Genomic DNA, 18,658 nt, shown 5'->3' on the forward strand with positions numbered 1-18,658 from the left:
CTGACCCAGTGCTTTCGCGAGCAGGCTTGCTCCCACAAAGGTTGTGGATGATGCTGGAATTTCAGGCATAAAAAAGCCCCGCCAGGCTTTCACCAGGCGGGGCTTTTTATTGGCTTCAGGAATTACACGAGTGGTTTAGGCTCGTGCTCTTTTTCCTGGGCCTCTTCGCGCTGTTCAACTGCATCCTGAACGGAGCGTGGTGCTTCAGCGATCACCGCTTCAACCGATGCTTCCTCCGCGACCGGGGCAGGGGCTGCCTCGATCACTTCAGCTGCAGGGGCTGGTTCGGCAGCAACCGCAGCCGCAGCGGCAGCCAGTTCGGCTTCCTTCTGCAGACGCTCGGCTTCACGCTTGCGACGACGCACTTCACGCGGGTCGTTTGGCGCGCGGCCGTTCGGCGTCAGGGCGCTGACCGGAGCCGGCGCTTCAACCACTGGCGCTGGCGCTTCGACTGCGGCTGGCGCTTCTTCAACCTGAGCTTCGGCAACCGGAGTTTCAACCACTGGTGTCGGCGCCGGCTCTGCTGCTGCAACTACTGGCTCGGAAACCATGGCTTGCGGCACTTCGGCTTCAGCGACTGGCGCTGGGGCTTCGGTGACGGCTGGCTCGGCAACCCAGTTGAACGCAGTCTGCTCTTCACGAACTTCACGCACGGTTTTGGTCACGTTTTCGCTGACGGTTTCTACCGCTGGCTCAGTGATGGCCGTTGGTGCTTCGACGACAGCTTCCGGTTCGGCAGTTGCTTCAACCTGAGGCTGAGCTTCGCGGACCGGAGCGACTTCGATTTCCGGTGCAGCAGTCGCTTCCACTGGAGTGGTGGCTTCGACAACCGGCGCTTCGACTGGAGCAGTTTCCAGTGTGGCGGCGGTGGCGCGTTCAGCCTGCTCGTGAGCTTCGGCTTCTGCCGGAGCGCTGATGGTGCTGCTGGCAACGGCGGCGGTGACGGCCAGGCCAGCGGCCAGATCGGCAGTGCTTGGCTCGCCAGCGTTTTCAGCGGACTCGGATTCTTCCGAACCTTCGATCACGTTGCCGTTGGCATCACGTTGACGCTCGCGACGGTTGCTGCGACGACGCTGGCCACGGGAGCGACGACGTGGACGATCGCCTTCGGCGTTGTCCTGACCGTCTTCCGGCAGTTGCTCTTCGTTGTTGCTGTTCACTTCTTCTTCAGCGACGGCAGCAGCGGCCTGCTCGGCACGCGGTTGACGCTCTTCACGCGGCGGACGCGGAGCGCGTTCTTCGCGTGGCTGACGGGCCGGACGCTCTTCAGCGGTCACGGCAGCAACAGCTGCGGCTGCGGCTGGCGCGGCGTCCAGTGGCTCGCGCAGTTCACGCACACGCTCTTCACGCTCGCCACGCGGCTTGCGATCTTCACGCGGAGCACGCGGTGCACGTTCTTCACGCGGGGCACGTGGTGCGCGCTCTTCGCGGGCTACCGGCGCTTCGCTGCGGGTTTCACGCGGCTCGCGGGCTTCACGTGGCTGGCGCTCTTCGCGTGGTGCGCGCTCTTCACGTGGAGCACGTTCTTCGCGCGGCTTGCGTTCTTCATCGCGGCGACCGTTACGGTTGCGGCTCTGCTGACGACCGTTGCGGCGCTCTTCGTTGCGGGCAGGACGCTCGGTGGCAGCCGGTTTCGCAACCGCGACCGGTGCGGCTGGCTCTTCCTTGGTGGCGAACAGGCTGACCAGCGACTTCACCAGGCCCTTGAACAGGCTTGGCTCAGGCGCGGCAGCGGGTGCCGGAGCAGGTGCGGCAGGAGCAACTTCAGTCGGCACCGGTGCGTTGGCACGGGCCGGCGCAGTTTTCACTGCAGCTTCCTGGCGAACCAGAGTGCGGGTCGCAGCGGCTGGCTGGACTTCTTCGACTTCGGCAGCGGCGGCAGCGATTTCGTAGCTGGACTGGTTGGTCGCGGCTTCCGGGCTGTCGTCACGCAGACGCTGAACTTCGAAGTGCGGCGTCTCGAGGTGATCGTTCGGCAGAATGACGATACGGGCACGGGTGCGCAGTTCGATCTTGGTGATCGAGTTGCGTTTTTCGTTGAGCAGGAACGCAGCGACCGGGATCGGCACTTGCGCGCGAACTTCGGCGGTGCGGTCTTTCAGGGCTTCTTCTTCGATCAGGCGCAGAATGGCCAGCGACAGCGATTCAACGTCACGGATGATGCCGGTGCCGTTGCAACGCGGGCAGACGATGCCGCTGCTTTCGCCCAGCGATGGACGCAGGCGCTGACGGGACATTTCCAGCAGGCCGAAACGCGAGATGCGACCGATCTGCACGCGGGCGCGGTCAGCTTCCAGGCATTCGCGGACTTTCTCTTCCACGGCGCGCTGGTTCTTGGCCGGGGTCATGTCGATGAAGTCGATGACGATCAGGCCGCCGATGTCGCGCAGGCGCAACTGACGGGCGATTTCTTCGGCGGCTTCAAGGTTGGTCTGCAAGGCGGTTTCTTCGATATCGCTGCCTTTGGTGGCGCGCGCCGAGTTGATGTCGATGGACACCAGGGCTTCGGTCGGATCGATCACAATGGAGCCGCCGGAAGGCAGTTCGACGACGCGCTGGAATGCGGTCTCGATCTGGCTTTCGATCTGGAAACGGTTGAACAGCGGCACGCTGTCTTCGTACAGCTTGATCTTGCTGGCGTACTGCGGCATCACCTGGCGGATGAAGGTCAGGGCTTCGTCCTGGGCTTCAACGCTGTCGATCAGCACTTCGCCGATGTCCTGGCGCAGGTAATCGCGGATGGCGCGGATGATCACGTTGCTTTCCTGGTAGATCAGGAATGGCGCGGAGCGATCCAGCGAGGCTTCTTTGATGGCGGTCCACAGTTGCAGCAGGTAGTCGAGGTCCCACTGCATTTCTTCGCTGCTGCGGCCCAGGCCGGCAGTGCGCACGATCAGACCCATGTCGGCCGGAGCGACCAGGCCGTTCAGCGCTTCACGCAGTTCGTTGCGCTCTTCGCCTTCGATGCGACGGGAGATGCCGCCGGCACGCGGATTGTTCGGCATCAGCACGAGGTAACGACCGGCGAGGCTGATGAAGGTGGTCAGGGCGGCGCCCTTGTTGCCACGTTCTTCTTTTTCGACCTGAACGATGACTTCCTGGCCTTCGCTCAGGACGTCCTTGATGTTGACGCGGCCTTCGGGGGCTTTCTTGAAGTATTCGCGGGAGATTTCTTTGAGGGGCAGGAAGCCGTGGCGCTCGGAGCCGAAATCGACAAAGGCAGCCTCAAGGCTTGGTTCGATGCGAGTGATACGGCCTTTATAGATGTTGGCCTTTTTCTGCTCGCGTGCACCGGATTCGATATCCAGGTCGTAGAGGCGCTGGCCATCTACCAGTGCAACACGCAACTCTTCGGGTTGAGTTGCGTTAATCAGCATTCTTTTCATGTAGTACCGTCGGTTTCCGGGCTGCCGGAAACGGCGTTCGGCACACACGACTTCTCACGGTCGGTGTCAGGTGCGTCGGGAGTGGTTGGCCATTCCCGTGTCCAGCGATGTGCGGCCAATTGGGCCGATACCGCGACGTACGCGTCCTGCTTGCTGTGGCTACTTAAGCACTCAGTCAGGAGGAGGAATCAACCAGCGGCTGTGGACGAGATGAAGCGTCTTGATCAAAGCTTGTTGCTACACAGTCCGGCGGTTGTGCATCTCCACCCTACACGTATCCCTGATAATTCGGGTGCTGCCGCGCGCAGAATCCGCAGCGGGTTGGCATTTACCGTGAGCTCCGAAAGGGGAGGTCACGCATCATGGCTAATTCAGGCGATGTTTCCGAAGCAATCGCTCGGGGTCATTCGCAGTCGACTGCACTTTGTGAACTGGCCTTGAATGTTGCCTGCCGGGCGAGTGAGAACTCTGCTCGGCGGTGTAATTCAGGCCTCATGTCACCTGCGCTCGTTACAACCGCAAACTCCACCGTTACGTAGCGAAAGCCCCGTAGGACGGCCTCGCGCCCTGGTGAATTGCGTTGGTCAGGGCCGGTCTTTGACCGTGGTTCCGCTGTCCAGGCCGCTTTTGGCGGCGTTCGCGACTATAGCAGCAATGATTAAGTGCTTCAATTCCATAAAAATTGTTATCATCCGCGGCATGACAACTACTGCCCCTTCGACTCCAGGCGTTCAACTGCTTGAAGTCTCGCCGGAGTATGCCGGCCAACGAATCGACAACTTTCTCCTCGCCCGGCTCAAAGGCGTGCCCAAGACCTTGATTTACCGCATTTTGCGCAAAGGCGAAGTGCGCGTGAACAAAGGTCGGATCAAGCCCGAATACAAGCTGCAGGCCGGCGACATCGTGCGCGTGCCGCCGGTTCGCGTGCCTGAGCGCGACGAACCGGTGCCGCTGGCGCAAGGGCTGTTGCAGCGCCTGGAAGCCTCGATCGTCTTCGAAGACAAGGCCCTGATCGTGATCAACAAGCCCGCCGGCATTGCGGTTCATGGCGGCAGCGGGCTGAATTTCGGCGTGATCGAAGCCTTTCGTCAGCTGCGTCCCGACGCCAAGGAGCTGGAGCTGGTTCACCGTCTCGACCGTGACACCTCCGGCCTGCTGATGATCGCCAAAAAACGCAGCATGTTGCGCCACCTGCACGAGCAGTTGCGCGGCGACGGCGTCGACAAGCGCTACATGGCGCTGGTCCGTGGCAATTGGGCAACCTCGATCAAGCAGGTTCGCGCACCGTTGCTCAAGAGCAATCTGCGCTCCGGCGAGCGCATGGTTGAGGTCAATGACGAGGGCAAAGAAGCCCTGACGCTGTTCAAGGTGCTGCGCCGTTTCGGCGATTTTGCCACCATGGTCGAGGCGAAACCGGTTACCGGTCGTACCCACCAGATTCGCGTGCACACCTTGCATGCTGGCCATTGCATTGCCGGTGACAGTAAGTATGGCGACGAGGATTTCACCAAGGAAATCCGCGATCTGGGCGGTAAGCGCCTGTTCCTGCACGCCTACATGCTGACCGTGCCGCTGCCCGACGGCGGCAAGCTGAATCTGCAAGCGCCCGTCGATGAAATGTGGGCCAAGACCGTGGAGCGATTGAGTGCGCCCATCTGATTACAAGCTGTTGATTTTCGACTGGGACGGCACCCTTGCCGATTCCATTCATCGGATCGTCGAGGCGATGCACTCGGCGTCCGGGCGTTCCGGTTTCGAGCTGCGCGATGACTTCGCCGTCAAAGGCATCATCGGTCTGGGCTTGCCGGAAGCGATTCGCACCTTGTACCCCGAAATCAGCGACGCAGAAATGCTCGCGTTTCGCGAGTACTACGCCGATCACTACATCGCTGCTGAAGCCGTGCCTTCGCCGCTGTTCGAGGGCGTGGTCGAGTCGATGGCATCGTTTCGCGAGCAGGGTTATCACCTGGCGGTAGCGACGGGCAAGAATCGTCGCGGACTGGATCGGGTGCTCAAGGCCAATGGCTGGGAAGATTATTTCGATATCACCCGCGCTGCCGATGAAACTGCCAGCAAGCCACACCCTCTGATGCTTGAGCAGATTGTCAGCCACTGCGGCGTACGCCCGGAGCAGGCGTTGATGGTCGGTGATTCGTCGTTCGATCTGCTGATGGCGCGCAACGCGGGAATGGATTCGGTGGCGGTCAGTTATGGCGCGCAATCGATCGAGTCCCTGCAACAGTTCGAGCCGCGCCTGTCGATCGACCGTTTTTCTCAATTGCACGCCTGGCTGGGTCAGCGGGCTTAATACGTTTTTGCTGGGGTAGATGGCATGACCGACGAATGGAAAGCACCGGCCAAGGCAAGTGCCGACGACGGTGACGCGAAAAGCTGGAAGCTGTTGGAAAAGACTTTGCTGGCCGGTGTGCAGGAACAACGCCGTTCGCGGCGCTGGGGGATTTTCTTCAAGCTGCTGACGTTTGTTTATCTGTTTGTTGCGCTGCTGCTGTTCACGCCGCTGATGGACATGGAAAAAACCGCCACCCGCGGCCCGAACTACACGGCGTTGATCGAGATCGACGGCGTAATCGCCGACAAGGAGCCGGCCAGCGCCGATAATATCGTTGGCAGCCTGCGCGCGGCGTTCGAAGACAAGAAGGTCAAAGGCGTGGTCCTGCGCATCAACAGTCCGGGCGGCAGTCCGGTGCAGTCCGGTTATGTCTATGACGAGATCAAGCGTCTGCGAGCTTTGCACCCGGAGATCAAGCTCTACGCAGTGATTTCCGATCTTGGTGCTTCGGGCGCCTATTACATCGCCAGCGCAGCGGATCAGATCTACGCCGACAAGGCCAGTCTGGTCGGCTCGATCGGCGTGACGGCGGCGGGTTACGGTTTCGTCGGCACCATGGAGAAACTCGGCGTTGAGCGTCGCACCTACACCTCGGGCGAACACAAGGCATTTCTGGATCCGTTCCAGCCGCAAAAGCCTGAAGAAACCGCATTCTGGCAAAGCGTGCTCGACACCACGCACAAGCAGTTCATCAACAGCGTCAAGCAGGGGCGTGGTGATCGCCTGAAGGACAAAGAGCATCCGGAGCTGTTTTCCGGGCTGGTCTGGTCGGGTGAGCAGGCGCTGCCGCTGGGTCTGATCGATGGCTTGGGCAGTGCCAGTTCGGTGGCGCGTGATGTGATTGGCGAGAAGGAGCTGGTGGACTTCACCGTGCAGGAATCGCCGTTCGATCGCTTCTCGAAAAAGCTCGGCGCCAGCGTGGCCGAGCAGTTGGCGATGTGGATGGGTTTCCACGGGCCTTCGTTGCGTTAAGACGTTTGAAGGTCGAAAGATCGCAGTCGGCGGCAACTCTTGCACGGATCGGTGTGGAGCTGCCGAAGGCTGCGATCTTTTGCTTTTAAGGGATTTGCACGCCTTCGACCAATAACATATCGATCAGGCGAATCAGCGGCAGGCCGATCAGGCTGGTGGCATCCGGGCCTTCGGTCGATTGAAACAGGCTCACGCCCAGTCCTTCGGCCTTGAAGCTGCCGGCGCAGTCGTACGGTTGCTCGATGCGCAGGTAGCGTTCGATGCGCGCCTGATCCAGCTGACGCATGTGCACGGTAAACGGCACGCAGTCGACCTGGCATTGCCCGGTCTGGCTGTTGAGCAGCGTCAGGCCAGTCAGGAAGGTTACGCTCGCACCGCTGGCCGCCATCAATTGCTCGCGAGCCTTCTCGAAGGTGTGCGGCTTGCCGATGATCTGTTCGCCGAGGACGGCGACCTGATCCGAGCCAATGATCAGATGAGCAGGGTGGCTGTCCGCCAGGGCGCGGGCTTTTTCCTCAGCGAGGCGTTTGACCAGATCGATCGCGGACTCGCCCGGGCGGTGGCTTTCGTCGATGTCCGGCGAGCTGCAGACGAACGGCAGGTGCAGGCGGGCGAGCAATTCACGGCGATAAGTCGAGCTTGAAGCGAGTAATAAAGGCAGCATGGACGTCTCCTGAGGCAGGTGCGGATTCTAGCGGAGGCGCGCAAGTGACGGACAGGGCACAATTTCCTTTGACATGGGTGGGTGCATCCCTATAATGCTGCGCCTATGTTGAATGACCCGATTCCACCTCACGTTGACCCGCGCAAATTGGCTGACCGTGGCACCACCCTTCAAGGTGAACTGCTGCTGGCCGATTTGAAGAGACTCTGCGACCCGCTTTCCGACGATGTCGGTACGGTGCAGGCCAAATTCGTTTTTGAACGAGATGAACGTAAGTCTGTGGTCATCCACAGCTTTATCGACACCGAAGTCAAAATGGTTTGCCAGCGTTGTCTTGAGCTGGTCACCCTGCCGATCCACAGCGAATGCAGTTACGCGGTGGTGAAGGAGGGTGCGAATACCCAGTCGTTGCCGAAAGGTTATGACGTGCTGGAACTGGGCGAAGATCCATTGGATCTGCAGTCACTGATCGAGGAGGAGCTTCTGCTCGCCTTGCCCATTGTGCCTGCTCATCATCCGGAAGAATGCCAGCAGCCGGCGGGAGCAGATGAGCCCGAACCGAGCGAGGACGAGGTAACGCGGTCCAACCCGTTCAGTGTATTGGCGCAGTTAAAGCGTGACCCAAACGTTTAGGAGTTAATCAATTATGGCTGTTCAGCAGAACAAAAAATCCCGCTCTGCCCGTGACATGCGCCGTTCGCACGACGCTCTCGAGGCTAGCACCCTGTCTGTAGAAAAAACCACTGGTGAAGTTCACCTGCGTCACCACGTATCGCCAGAAGGCGTATACCGTGGCCGTAAAGTGATCGACAAGGGCGCTGACGAGTAATCACTTGTCTGCTCAAGTCATCGCGATTGACGCAATGGGCGGGGACTTCGGTCCCCGCAGCATTGTTCAGGCCAGTCTCGCTTGCCTGTCTGCTACACCCTCGCTGCACCTGACCCTCGTCGGTCAACCCTCCCTTCTTGAAGAACTGATCCACGGCCAGTCGGCTGCCGATCGCGCGCGCCTCACGATTGTTGCGGCCAGCGAAGTCATCACCATGGACGAGAAACCTGCCCAGGCCCTGCGTGGCAAGCCGGATTCGTCGATGCGTGTGGCCCTCGAACTGCTGCGCGATGGCAAGGTGCAGGCCTGTGTCAGTGCCGGCAATACCGGTGCGTTGATGGCCTTGTCGCGTTTCGTGTTGAAGACATTGCCGGGCATTGATCGTCCGGCCATGGTCGCGGCCATTCCGACGCAGACCGGTTATTGCCAGTTGCTCGATCTGGGCGCCAACGTCGATTGCAGTGCCGAGCATCTGTTGCAGTTCGCGGTGATGGGCTCGGTCGCTGCACAGACTTTGGGCATCGCCCGTCCACGTGTTGCGTTGCTGAACATCGGCACCGAAGACATCAAGGGCAATCAGCAGGTCAAACTGGCCGCAACGCTGTTGCAGGCTGCGCGCGGAATCAACTACATCGGCTTTATCGAAGGCGACGGCTTGTATCGTGGTGAGGCCGACGTGGTGGTGTGTGACGGCTTCGTCGGCAATATCCTGCTCAAATCCAGCGAAGGCCTGGCGACGATGATTGCCGCGCGCATCGAGGCGTTGTTCAAGAAAAACTTGGCCTCGCGCGCTGTCGGCGCTCTCGCGCTGCCGTTGATGAAGCGTCTGCAGGCTGATCTGGCCCCGGCGCGACATAATGGCGCAAGCTTTCTCGGTTTGCAGGGCATCGTCGTGAAAAGTCACGGATCGGCAGGGGTGCAGGGCTTTCAGAGTGCGATTCAACGGGCGCTGATCGAGATTCAGGAGAACCTGCCCGAGCGTCTCCACGGTCGTCTGGAGGAACTGTTGTCTTAGGCGTTTTCGTCGGACAATGCTTAAATGTGACCGCCCGGTTCAAAGGGCCATCCAAACTGTCAGTTTCTGGCGTCCCGAACGGGGCGTTATTTTCCGACGACAAGATCATTAGGGGCTTGTTACATGTCTGCTTCCCTCGCATTCGTCTTTCCAGGACAGGGTTCGCAGTCCCTCGGCATGCTGGCCGAGCTGGGCGCGCAACATCCGCTGATCCTCGAAACCTTTCAAGAAGCCTCTGCTGCGCTGGGCTATGACCTGTGGGCACTGACCCAGCAGGGTCCGGAAGAGCTGCTCAATCAAACCGACAAAACCCAACCGGCCATTCTGACCGCTTCGATCGCCCTGTGGCGTCTGTGGCTGGCTGAAGGCGGCGCGCGTCCGTCGTTTGTCGCTGGCCATAGCCTGGGTGAATATAGCGCGCTGGTCGCTGCCGGCAGCCTGAGCCTGGCTGACGCGGTCAAGCTCGTCGAGCGCCGTGGTCAGTTGATGCAGGAAGCGGTGCCGGCCGGGCAGGGCGGCATGGCCGCGATCCTCGGCCTGGAAGATGCCGACGTGCTGGCTGCCTGCGCCGAAGCGGCGCAAGGCGAAGTCGTCAGCGCGGTGAACTTCAACTCGCCGGGCCAAGTGGTGATCGCCGGTGCCAAGGCGGCCGTCGACCGCGCCATCGAGGGTTGCAAGGCCCGTGGTGCCAAGCGCGCCATGCCGTTGCCAGTGAGCGTGCCGTCGCACTGCGAGATGATGCGTCCGGCTGCCGAGCGTTTCGCTGAGTCCATCGCCGCCATCGACTGGCAGGCGCCGCAGATCCCGGTGGTGCAGAACGTCAGCGCACAAGTGCCGGCCGATCTGGAAACCCTCAAGCGCGATCTGCTCGAACAGCTCTACAAGCCAGTGCGCTGGGTTGAATCGGTGCAGACTTTGGCCGCCAAGGGCGCGACCAATCTGGTCGAATGCGGCCCGGGCAAAGTCCTCGCTGGCCTGAACAAACGTTGCGCCGAAGGCGTTTCGACTTCCAATCTCAATACCCCAGACGCCTTCGCTGCCGCTCGCGCAGCGCAGGCCTGAATCAGGAGAAACTTGCATGAGTCTGCAAGGTAAAGTTGCACTGGTTACCGGTGCAAGCCGCGGTATCGGCCAGGCCATCGCGCTGGAACTGGGTCGTCAGGGCGCCATCGTTGTCGGCACCGCGACCTCCGCGTCGGGCGCCGAGCGCATTGCCGCGACCCTGAAGGAAAACGGTATCCAGGGCGCCGGTTTCGAACTCAATGTCACCAGTGACGAATCGGTCAGCGCCGTGCTGGCAGGCATTCAGGAGCAGTTCGGTGCGCCGGTGGCGATTCTGGTCAATAATGCCGGTATCACCCGCGATAACCTGATGATGCGCATGAAAGACGACGAGTGGTACGACGTGATCGATACCAACCTGAACAGTCTGTATCGCTTGTCCAAGGGCGTTTTGCGTGGCATGACCAAGGCGCGCTGGGGTCGAATTATCAGTATTGGCTCGGTGGTGGGTGCCATGGGCAACGCCGGCCAAGTAAACTATGCAGCCGCCAAGGCCGGTCTGGAAGGTTTCAGCCGGGCGATGGCGCGTGAAGTCGGTTCGCGTTCGATTACGGTCAACTCGGTAACCCCAGGGTTCATCGACACCGATATGACCCGCGAGCTGCCTGAAGCACAGCGTGAAGCCTTGCAGACGCAGATTCCGCTGGGTCGTCTGGGGCAAGCTCAGGAGATCGCGTCCGTGGTCGCTTTTCTTGCATCCGACGGTGCGGCATACGTTACCGGGGCTACAATCCCGGTGAATGGTGGGATGTACATGTAAGTAAAATGTGACGGATTGCTTCAAAAAAATGTCATACGAGCTGTCTAAAATCCGTTATAAAGCTGCAATCTATTTATAGGCAGAGGGTCGCAGGGTTTGAGGAGTGAAGCTTTCAGTTGAAAAACTGAAAAGGCTTTCTATACACTTACCCACTGGCCAGCTGCCTGAATTTGTCCATTAGGAGTGAAAACAAGGTATGAGCACCATCGAAGAGCGCGTCAAGAAAATCGTTGCCGAGCAACTGGGTGTTAAAGAAGAAGAAGTGGTCAACACCGCTTCCTTCGTAGAAGACCTGGGTGCCGACTCCCTTGACACCGTTGAGCTGGTGATGGCTCTGGAAGAGGAATTCGAGACCGAAATCCCTGACGAAGAAGCTGAAAAGATCACTACTGTACAAGCTGCAATCGACTACGTTACCAGCCACCAGGCGTAACAGTTTGTAATCGTTGCTTGCTGTCATGGAAAAACCGCACTGCCATCATGGCGTGCGGTTTTTTCTTTAGGCCTGATGCAAAGTCGTCATTTGAAAAAGGAGAGTGCTGTGTCGCGTAGACGCGTCGTAGTCACCGGTATGGGTATGTTGTCGCCACTGGGCACGGATGTGCCGAGCAGTTGGCAGGGCATTCTGGCTGGCCGCAGTGGCATTGGTCTGATCGAACACACCGACCTTTCTGCCTATTCGACCCGCTTCGGCGGTTCGGTCAAAGGCTTCAATGTCGAGGAATACCTGTCGGTCAAGGAAGCGCGCAAGCTCGACCTGTTCATTCAGTACGGCCTCGCCGCAGGCTTTCAAGCCGTGCGCAACGCCGGTCTGGAAGTCACCGATGCCAACCGTGAACGCATTGGCGTGGCCATGGGTTCGGGGATTGGCGGTCTGACCAACATCGAAGAGACCAGCCGCACCCTGCACGAGACCGGTCCGCGACGGATCTCGCCGTTCTTTGTGCCTGGCTCGATCATCAATATGATTTCCGGTTTCCTGTCCATCCACCTAGGTGCACAGGGGCCTAACTACGCCATCGCTACTGCATGTACCACCGGTACGCACTGCATCGGCATGGCGGCGCGCAACATCATGTACGACGAAGCCGACGTGATGATTGCCGGCGGTGCGGAAATGGCCGCTTGCGGTCTGGGCATGGGCGGCTTCGGCGCGTCCCGTGCGCTGTCGACCCGCAACGACGAGCCGACCCGTGCCAGTCGTCCTTGGGACAAGGGCCGTGACGGCTTCGTTCTGTCCGACGGTGCCGGTGCGCTGGTTCTCGAAGAGCTCGAACACGCCAAGGCTCGTGGCGCTACGATCTACGCCGAGCTGATCGGTTTCGGCACCAGTGGCGATGCGTTCCACATGACCTCGCCACCCGCCGATGGCGCCGGTGCCGCGCGCTGCATCACCAATGCCCTGCGCGACGCGAAGATCAATGTCGATCAAGTGCAGTACATCAACGCCCACGGCACCTCGACCCCGGCCGGCGACCTTGCCGAAGCCAATGCGATCAAGTCGGTGTTCGGCGATCACGCCTACAAGCTGGCCGTCAGCTCGACCAAGTCGATGACCGGCCACCTGTTGGGTGCGGCGGGCGCGGTCGAAGCGATTTTCAGCGTGCTGGCGATCAACAGCCAGGTGGCACCGCCGACCATCAACCTTGATGAACCGGACGAAGGCTGCGATCTCGATTTCGTCGCGCACACCGCGCGTAACATGGACATCGATGTCGTGCTGTCCAACTCCTTCGGTTTTGGCGGCACCAACGGCACGCTGGCGTTCCGTCGGTTCGCCGGCTGATGGACAGCTGGGTCGACGGTCAACCGGCTGACGCGCTGTCGCTGAAAGATCGCGGCCTGGCTTACGGCGATGGTCTGTTCGAGACCATTGCCGTGCGCAGTGGACAGCCGGTCCTGCTGGATCGACACCTGACGCGCCTGGCCGATGGCTGCGCGCGTCTGGCCATTGCGACCGACCTCGAGCTGGTTCGCCATGAGCTGCTCAGCTATGCCGCTGCGATGGGCGAGGGCGTGCTCAAGCTCATCCTCACGCGTGGCGACGGCTTGCGCGGTTATGCGCCCGATCCTGCGGCGCAGGGCCGACGCATTCTGCAAGGCAATCCGCCGGCGGCTTATCCTGCTGCCCATGCCGAGCACGGCATCCGCCTGTTTCCCTGCAACACGCGTTTATCTACGCAGCCGTTGTTGGCCGGGCTGAAACATCTGAATCGACTGGAGCAGGTACTCGCCCGCGCCGAATGGCAGGACAGCGAGCATGCCGAAGGCTTGATGCTTGATCAGGCCGGGCGCGTCGTTGAGGGCGTGTTCAGCAATATTTTCGTGGTGCGCGACGGTGGCTTGATCACGCCCGACTTGAAGCGCTGCGGCGTCGCTGGGGTGATGCGCGCGGAAATTTTGTTTCAGGCCGAGTCACTGGCCATCCCCACGCAAATCGCCGATATCCGCCTCGAACAGCTGCAATGGGCTGATGAAGTGTTTGTCTGCAACAGCGTTTATGGCGTCTGGCCGGTACGCGCCTGTGCTGCACTGAGCTGGCCGGTTGGCCCGCTCACCCGTAAACTGCAAACCATTGCCCGCGCGCTACTGGATGCTTGATTCGTGAGACGTAAACTTTTGCTGCTGCTGGAAACCGGACTGGTTCTGGCAGGGCTGCTGTTGGGCGCCAGCGCCTGGAAAATTCATTCGGCGCTGGAACAGCCCCTGAACATCCCGCAGGAACAACTGCTGGATGTGCCGAAAGGCTCTACACCGACCCGTACCTTCCTTGAACTCGAAACCGATGGCGTCATCAAGGACGCGTTCTGGCTGCGCGTCTACTGGCGCTTCAATCTTGCCGGCACGCCGATTCACAGCGGCGAGTACCGCATGCAGCCGGGCATGACCGTCAACGATCTGATCGATTCGTGGAAGCGCGGCGACGTGGTTCAGTACAGCCTGACCCTGGTCGAAGGCTGGACTTTCCATCAAGTGCGCGCCGCCCTGGCCAAGGACGACAAGCTCGAGCAGACCCTCACCGGCCTGAGCGACAGCGACGTCATGGCGAAGATCGGCCACAAAGGCTTGTTCCCGGAAGGCCGGTTTTTCCCGGATACCTATCGCTTCGTGCGCGGCATGTCCGATGCCGAGCTGTTGAAGAAAGCCTTTGATCGTCTCGATGAGGTGCTCGCCAAAGAGTGGGCGCAGCGTTCTGCCGACGTGCCTTACAGCGAACCTTATCAAGCGCTGATCATGGCCTCGCTGGTCGAGAAAGAGACCGGCGTTCCGCAGGAGCGCGGGCAGATTGCCGGTGTGTTCGTACGGCGCATGGCGCTGGGCATGCAGTTGCAGACCGATCCGACGGTGATTTATGGCCTCGGCGACCGCTACACGGGCAAACTGACCCGCGCGCATCTGAAAGAACCGACGCCCTATAACACTTACGTGATTCCCGGTTTGCCACCGACGCCGATTGCGATGGTCGGGCGCGAAGCGATTCATGCTGCGCTCAACCCGGTGGAAGGCAGCAGCCTGTATTTCGTCGCCCGTGGCGATGGCAGCCACGTGTTCTCCGATGATCTGGATGCGCACAACAACGCGGTGCGCGAATACCAGCTCAAGCGCCGTGCCGATTACCGTTCCAGCCCGGCACCAGTAACCGCGCCGGCCACCGATGAGGCCATTCCGGCGGCCTCGCCGAACACCGCGCCCGAGGCGCTGCCGCAAGAACCTGCGCCAGCCCCGGAACCGGACGCCGCTGCACCGCAGAACGCGCAATGACTCTGATGAAGGACTGCCTGTGACTGGCTTGTTTATTACCCTGGAAGGCCCGGAAGGCGCGGGCAAGAGCACCAATCGCGAATACCTCGCCGAGCGCCTGCGCGCCGCCGGTATCGAAGTGCTGCTCACCCGTGAGCCCGGCGGTACGCCGCTGGCCGAGCGGATTCGTGACGTGTTGCTGACCCCGGCCGACGAAGTGATGCATCCGGACGCCGAGCTGTTGCTGGTGTTCGCCGCCCGCGCCCAGCACCTGGCCGAGGTGATTCGCCCGGCGCTGGCCCGTGGCGCTGTGGTGCTGTGTGATCGTTTCACCGACTCGACATACGCCTATCAGGGCGGCGGTCGTGGTTTGTCGCTGGAACGCATCGCCACCCTGGAAACTTTCGTGCAGGGTGACTTGCGGCCCGATCTGACACTTATTTTCGATCTGCCCGTAGAGATCGGTCTGGCCCGCGCCAGTGCCCGTGGTCGCCTGGACCGTTTCGAACTCGAAGGCCGGGCGTTTTTCGAGAACGTGCGCAATGCGTTTCTGAAGCGCGCCGAAGCCGATCCTTCGCGCTATGTGCGCATCGATGCCGGTCAGCCATTGGCCAAGGTCCAGCAATCGCTGGACACCTTGCTACCGAATTTGCTGGAGCTGGCCCGTGGCTGAGGCCTATCCATGGCAGGACAGCCTCTGGCAGCAACTGGCCGGACGCAGTCAGCATGCCCACGCGTACCTGCTGCACGGTCCGGCCGGTATCGGCAAACGTGCTCTGGCCGAACGCCTGATGGCCAGCCTGCTGTGTCAGCGTCCTACGCCTGAGGCGTGCGGCGAGTGCAAATCCTGCTTGCTGCTCAAGGCCGGCAGTCATCCGGACAATTACATCCTGGAGCCGGAAGAGGCGGACAAGGCGATCAAGGTCGATCAGGTTCGTGATCTGGTCAGTTTCGTCGTGCAGACTGCGCAGCTCGGCGGGCGCAAAGTGGTGTTGATCGAGCCGGTCGAGTCGATGAACATCAACGCTGCCAACGCCTTGCTCAAAAGCCTTGAAGAGCCGTCCGGCGATACTGTTCTGCTGTTGGTCAGTCACCAGCCGAGCCGTTTGTTGCCAACCATCAAGAGCCGTTGCGTGCAGCAGGCCTGCCCGCTGCCGGGCGAGGCGATGAGCCTGCAATGGCTGGCCCAGGCGCTGCCGGATTGCGCGGAAGACGAACGTGTCGAACTGCTGACGCTGGCCGCCGGGTCGCCGCTGATGGCGGTCAGCCTGCAATCGCAAGGTGTGCGTGAACAGCGCGCGCAAGTTGTCGAAGGCGTGAAGAAGTTGCTCAAGGGCCAGCAATCGCCGACGCAACTGGCGGAAGAGTGGAAAAGTATTCCGATGTTGCGTCTGTTCGACTGGTTCTGCGACTGGTCGAGCCTGATCCTGCGCTATCAACTGACTCAGGACGAAGGCGGCCTCGGCCTGGCCGATATGCGCAAGGTCGTGCAGTATCTGGCGCAGAAAAGCGCGCAGGGCAAAGTGCTGGATATTCAGGACTGGATTCTCGCCCAACGGCAGAAAGTGTTGAGCAAGGCCAACCTCAATCCGGCGCTTTTGCTGGAAGCATTGTTGGTGCAATGGGTGGGATTGCCTGGTCAAAGATAAGAATGTGTACCTAGACTCTGAAGATCAGCAGTGGAGGTGAGCATGATTGAACCTGTCAGCCCGGGGCCGCGTAACGGCATCTTGTCCCTGACCATCAAGGACAAGTCGGTGCTTTACGCCGCCTACATGCCGTTCATCAAGAATGGCGGACTGTTCATCCCGACCAACAAAAGCTACCGGTTGGGCGACGAGGTGTTCATGTTGTTGCACCTGATGGATGAAGCGGAAAAAATTCCCGTCGCCGGCAAAGTCGCCTGGATCACCCCCAAAGGCGCACAAGGCAATCGCGCCGCCGGTGTCGGCGTGCAGTTCAACGACGGCGACGACACCGCGCGCAGTCGCATCGAAACTCATCTGGCCGGAGCGCTGAAATCCGACCGTCCCACTCATACGATGTAAGTTGCAGTCCTTTTTATGCTCGTAGATTCCCATTGTCACCTTGACCGTCTCGACCTCGCCGCCCATGACGGCTCGCTGGATGCCGCACTCGCTGCGGCCCGCGAGCGCGGGGTCGGACATTTTCTGTGCATCGGCGTCAGTGCCGACAATGCCGCCGACGTCAAAGCCCTCGCCGAGCGGTATGCCGATGTCGATTGCTCGGTCGGTGTGCATCCGCTGGATGTGCAGCCGGGCGCGGCACCTGCGCTGGACTGGCTGCTGCACGAACTCGATCACCCGAAAGTGGTGGCGATCGGCGAAACCGGTCTCGACTATCACTACGAGCCGGAAGCCGCCGAGTTGCAGCAGGAATCGTTTCGCCTGCACCTGCAAGCGGCGCAGCAGACCGGCAAACCGGTGATCATCCACACCCGTGGCGCTCGTGCCGACACCCTGGAACTGCTGCGCGAAGCGGCGCTGCCCCAGGCGGGTGTGTTGCATTGCTTCACCGAAGACTGGGACATGGCCAAAGCGGCGCTGGACATGGGCTATTACATTTCCCTCTCGGGCATTGTCACGTTCCGCAATGCCGACGCCTTGCGTGACGTGGCGAGCAAAGTGCCGGCCGATCGCCTGCTGGTGGAAACCGACTCGCCGTACCTGGCGCCGATCCCGTATCGCGGCAAGCCGAACCTGCCGCAGTACGTGCGCGAAGTGGCGGAGTTTCTGGCGATGCTGCGTGGTGAGAACTACGAGCGCTTTGCCGAGCAGACCACAGAGAACTTCAAGCGTCTGTTCCCGCTGGCGAGTGTTAAATCTGCCGTATGACGGCTGGCCAAATCGCAGGCAAAAAAAACCCGGGTTCTGGGGGGTGAATCCGGGTTAAGACCATTAGGAGTAAAACAAAGGCACGCGGTCCGTTGGTACCTTTACCGGCGCGACACTTGGGGGAGATGTCGCCCGACAGTTCAAGTATTGATCAGTCTGGCGTGCAGTCCAGTGAGCCGGTCGGGGTTTTTAAACAAATTTGGAATACGTTTGCTTCAGTTGAGTTCTCATTGCACCCGAATCGTTCTCGAAATGAACAAGAAACACAGATTTGGTCGATGAACCGTGCTTTTTTGCGCAAGTTAGGCATAATACGCGGCTTCGAATTTTGACCCTTCAGACCTTTTTCTTATGCATAAAGAACCTCGTAAGGTCCGTGAATTTCGTCGCCGCGAGCAGGAAATTCTCGATACCGCGCTCAAGCTGTTCCTCGACCAGGGTGAAGACAGTGTCACCGTCGAGATGATTGCTGATGCCGTGGGTATCGGCAAAGGCACGATCTACAAGCACTTCAAATCCAAGGCGGAGATCTACTTGCGCCTGATGCTCGACTACGAGCGCGATCTGAACGAGCTGCTGCATTCGGCGGATGTCGACAAGGACAAGGAAGCGCTGTCCCGCGCCTACTTCGAATTCCGCATGCGCGACCCGCAGCGCTATCGCCTGTTCGACCGCCTCGAAGAGAAAGTGGTCAAGGGCAATCAGGTGCCGGAGATGGTCGAGGAACTGCACAAGATCCGTGCCTCGAACTTCGAACGCCTGACCCTGCTGATCAAGGGTCGCATCAGCGAAGGCAAGCTCGAAGACGTGCCGCCGTACTTCCACTACTGCGCATCCTGGGCGCTGGTGCACGGCGCGGTGGCGCTGTATCACTCGCCATTCTGGAGCAATGTGCTGGAAGATCAGGAAGGCTTCTTCCAGTTCCTGATGGACATCGGCGTGCGCATGGGCAACAAGCGCAAGCGCGACCCGGAAACCCCCAGCACATAAGTCATTCAGCGGGCTGATTGCGCCGTGTTTTCAC

Annotated in this window: 19 protein-coding genes; 17 read left to right on the forward strand and 2 right to left on the reverse strand. The window is 60.4% G+C overall.

The genetic code is table 11. The annotated features are described in order from the left end of the window. Nucleotides 1-122: 122 nt before the first annotated feature. Nucleotides 123-3,386 (reverse strand): ribonuclease E, encoded by a 3,264-nt coding sequence (gene rne, locus F8N49_RS07655; RefSeq protein WP_151551090.1) that lies wholly within the window; start codon nt 3,384-3,386, stop codon nt 123-125. Nucleotides 3,387-4,085: 699 nt separating this feature from the next. Here rne and rluC point away from each other — a divergent pair. Genes rluC through sppA form a run of 3 tightly spaced genes read left to right on the forward strand, consistent with a single transcriptional unit; the run spans nt 4,086 to nt 6,708 of the window. Next, the gene (gene rluC, locus F8N49_RS07665) at nt 4,086-5,045 is read left to right on the forward strand and encodes a 23S rRNA pseudouridine(955/2504/2580) synthase RluC (protein ID WP_016770994.1); all 960 of its coding nucleotides are present in this window, start codon (nt 4,086-4,088) and stop codon (nt 5,043-5,045) included. Next, nucleotides 5,032-5,694: an HAD-IA family hydrolase gene (locus tag F8N49_RS07670; RefSeq protein WP_041479448.1), complete on the forward strand. Its 663-nt coding sequence runs from the start codon at nt 5,032-5,034 to the stop codon at nt 5,692-5,694. The genes rluC and F8N49_RS07670 overlap by 14 nt, the downstream gene beginning before the upstream one ends. Nucleotides 5,695-5,718: 24 nt before the next feature. After that, on the forward strand, nt 5,719-6,708 hold the full coding sequence (sppA, locus tag F8N49_RS07675; protein ID WP_151551091.1) for a signal peptide peptidase SppA: 990 nt from the start codon (nt 5,719-5,721) through the stop codon (nt 6,706-6,708). Nucleotides 6,709-6,793: 85 nt separating this feature from the next. On the opposite strand, the gene F8N49_RS07680 is transcribed toward sppA, so the two are convergent. Beyond that, nucleotides 6,794-7,372 (reverse strand): nucleoside triphosphate pyrophosphatase, encoded by a 579-nt coding sequence (locus tag F8N49_RS07680; RefSeq protein ID WP_110645993.1) that lies wholly within the window; start codon nt 7,370-7,372, stop codon nt 6,794-6,796. Nucleotides 7,373-7,477: 105 nt separating this feature from the next. Between F8N49_RS07680 and F8N49_RS07685 the strand changes: the two genes are divergently transcribed. From F8N49_RS07685 to F8N49_RS07750, 14 genes are all read left to right on the forward strand, one after another. Continuing rightward, a complete protein-coding gene (locus F8N49_RS07685) occupies nt 7,478-8,005 on the forward strand; it encodes a YceD family protein (RefSeq protein ID WP_003204262.1) in 528 nt (175 codons plus the stop codon). A 13-nt stretch (nt 8,006-8,018) separates the two neighbouring features. Next, nucleotides 8,019-8,201: a 50S ribosomal protein L32 gene (rpmF, locus tag F8N49_RS07690; protein ID WP_003179396.1), complete on the forward strand. Its 183-nt coding sequence runs from the start codon at nt 8,019-8,021 to the stop codon at nt 8,199-8,201. 4 nt (nt 8,202-8,205) lie between these two features. Then, nucleotides 8,206-9,216, forward strand: coding sequence for a phosphate acyltransferase PlsX (gene plsX, locus F8N49_RS07695; RefSeq protein ID WP_083387041.1), 1,011 nt, complete (start codon nt 8,206-8,208; stop codon nt 9,214-9,216). 123 nt (nt 9,217-9,339) lie between these two features. Beyond that, nucleotides 9,340-10,278: an ACP S-malonyltransferase gene (gene fabD, locus F8N49_RS07700; protein WP_151551092.1), complete on the forward strand. Its 939-nt coding sequence runs from the start codon at nt 9,340-9,342 to the stop codon at nt 10,276-10,278. Between the two features lie 16 nt (nt 10,279-10,294). Continuing rightward, entirely contained in the window at nt 10,295-11,038 is a 744-nt protein-coding gene (gene fabG / locus F8N49_RS07705; RefSeq protein WP_016770989.1) for a 3-oxoacyl-ACP reductase FabG, read from the forward strand. Between the two features lie 196 nt (nt 11,039-11,234). Next, the gene (gene acpP / locus F8N49_RS07710; protein WP_003175607.1) at nt 11,235-11,471 is read left to right on the forward strand and encodes an acyl carrier protein; all 237 of its coding nucleotides are present in this window, start codon (nt 11,235-11,237) and stop codon (nt 11,469-11,471) included. A 108-nt stretch (nt 11,472-11,579) separates the two neighbouring features. Further along, the gene (gene fabF / locus F8N49_RS07715) at nt 11,580-12,824 is read left to right on the forward strand and encodes a beta-ketoacyl-ACP synthase II (protein WP_038860467.1); all 1,245 of its coding nucleotides are present in this window, start codon (nt 11,580-11,582) and stop codon (nt 12,822-12,824) included. Beyond that, the gene (gene pabC, locus F8N49_RS07720) at nt 12,824-13,639 is read left to right on the forward strand and encodes an aminodeoxychorismate lyase (RefSeq protein WP_151551093.1); all 816 of its coding nucleotides are present in this window, start codon (nt 12,824-12,826) and stop codon (nt 13,637-13,639) included. The genes fabF and pabC overlap by 1 nt, the downstream gene beginning before the upstream one ends. A 3-nt stretch (nt 13,640-13,642) precedes the next feature. After that, nucleotides 13,643-14,800 carry an endolytic transglycosylase MltG gene (gene mltG / locus F8N49_RS07725; protein WP_151551094.1) on the forward strand — a complete coding sequence of 386 codons (1,158 nt, stop codon included), beginning with the start codon at nt 13,643-13,645 and terminating at the stop codon, nt 14,798-14,800. Nucleotides 14,801-14,819: 19 nt separating this feature from the next. Continuing rightward, a complete protein-coding gene (gene tmk / locus F8N49_RS07730; RefSeq protein WP_016770985.1) occupies nt 14,820-15,452 on the forward strand; it encodes a dTMP kinase in 633 nt (210 codons plus the stop codon). Beyond that, nucleotides 15,445-16,428 (forward strand): DNA polymerase III subunit delta', encoded by a 984-nt coding sequence (locus F8N49_RS07735; protein WP_073472277.1) that lies wholly within the window; start codon nt 15,445-15,447, stop codon nt 16,426-16,428. The genes tmk and F8N49_RS07735 overlap by 8 nt, the downstream gene beginning before the upstream one ends. Nucleotides 16,429-16,470: 42 nt before the next feature. Beyond that, nucleotides 16,471-16,827 (forward strand): PilZ domain-containing protein, encoded by a 357-nt coding sequence (locus F8N49_RS07740; protein WP_016770983.1) that lies wholly within the window; start codon nt 16,471-16,473, stop codon nt 16,825-16,827. Nucleotides 16,828-16,842: 15 nt separating this feature from the next. After that, on the forward strand, nt 16,843-17,634 hold the full coding sequence (locus F8N49_RS07745) for a TatD family hydrolase (protein ID WP_110645998.1): 792 nt from the start codon (nt 16,843-16,845) through the stop codon (nt 17,632-17,634). Between the two features lie 351 nt (nt 17,635-17,985). Then, nucleotides 17,986-18,624 carry a TetR/AcrR family transcriptional regulator gene (locus tag F8N49_RS07750; RefSeq protein ID WP_016770981.1) on the forward strand — a complete coding sequence of 213 codons (639 nt, stop codon included), beginning with the start codon at nt 17,986-17,988 and terminating at the stop codon, nt 18,622-18,624. Nucleotides 18,625-18,658 lie beyond the last annotated feature (34 nt).

The sequence above is a fragment of the Pseudomonas sp. GXM4 genome (assembly GCF_008923895.1).
GTDB classification, from domain to species: Bacteria; Pseudomonadota; Gammaproteobacteria; order Pseudomonadales; family Pseudomonadaceae; genus Aquipseudomonas; species Aquipseudomonas atacamensis.

Coding starts and splice junctions, on each gene's coding strand:
- rne (WP_151551090.1), bottom strand. CDS start 3,386: ATGAAAAGAATGCTGATTAACGCAACTCAACCCGAAGAGTTGCGTGTT.
- rluC (WP_016770994.1), top strand. CDS start 4,086: ATGACAACTACTGCCCCTTCGACTCCAGGCGTTCAACTGCTTGAAGTC.
- sppA (WP_151551091.1), top strand. CDS start 5,719: ATGACCGACGAATGGAAAGCACCGGCCAAGGCAAGTGCCGACGACGGT.
- F8N49_RS07680 (WP_110645993.1), bottom strand. CDS start 7,372: ATGCTGCCTTTATTACTCGCTTCAAGCTCGACTTATCGCCGTGAATTG.
- F8N49_RS07685 (WP_003204262.1), top strand. CDS start 7,478: ATGTTGAATGACCCGATTCCACCTCACGTTGACCCGCGCAAATTGGCT.
- rpmF (WP_003179396.1), top strand. CDS start 8,019: ATGGCTGTTCAGCAGAACAAAAAATCCCGCTCTGCCCGTGACATGCGC.
- fabD (WP_151551092.1), top strand. CDS start 9,340: ATGTCTGCTTCCCTCGCATTCGTCTTTCCAGGACAGGGTTCGCAGTCC.
- fabG (WP_016770989.1), top strand. CDS start 10,295: ATGAGTCTGCAAGGTAAAGTTGCACTGGTTACCGGTGCAAGCCGCGGT.
- acpP (WP_003175607.1), top strand. CDS start 11,235: ATGAGCACCATCGAAGAGCGCGTCAAGAAAATCGTTGCCGAGCAACTG.
- pabC (WP_151551093.1), top strand. CDS start 12,824: ATGGACAGCTGGGTCGACGGTCAACCGGCTGACGCGCTGTCGCTGAAA.
- F8N49_RS07740 (WP_016770983.1), top strand. CDS start 16,471: ATGATTGAACCTGTCAGCCCGGGGCCGCGTAACGGCATCTTGTCCCTG.
- F8N49_RS07745 (WP_110645998.1), top strand. CDS start 16,843: ATGCTCGTAGATTCCCATTGTCACCTTGACCGTCTCGACCTCGCCGCC.
- F8N49_RS07750 (WP_016770981.1), top strand. CDS start 17,986: ATGCATAAAGAACCTCGTAAGGTCCGTGAATTTCGTCGCCGCGAGCAG.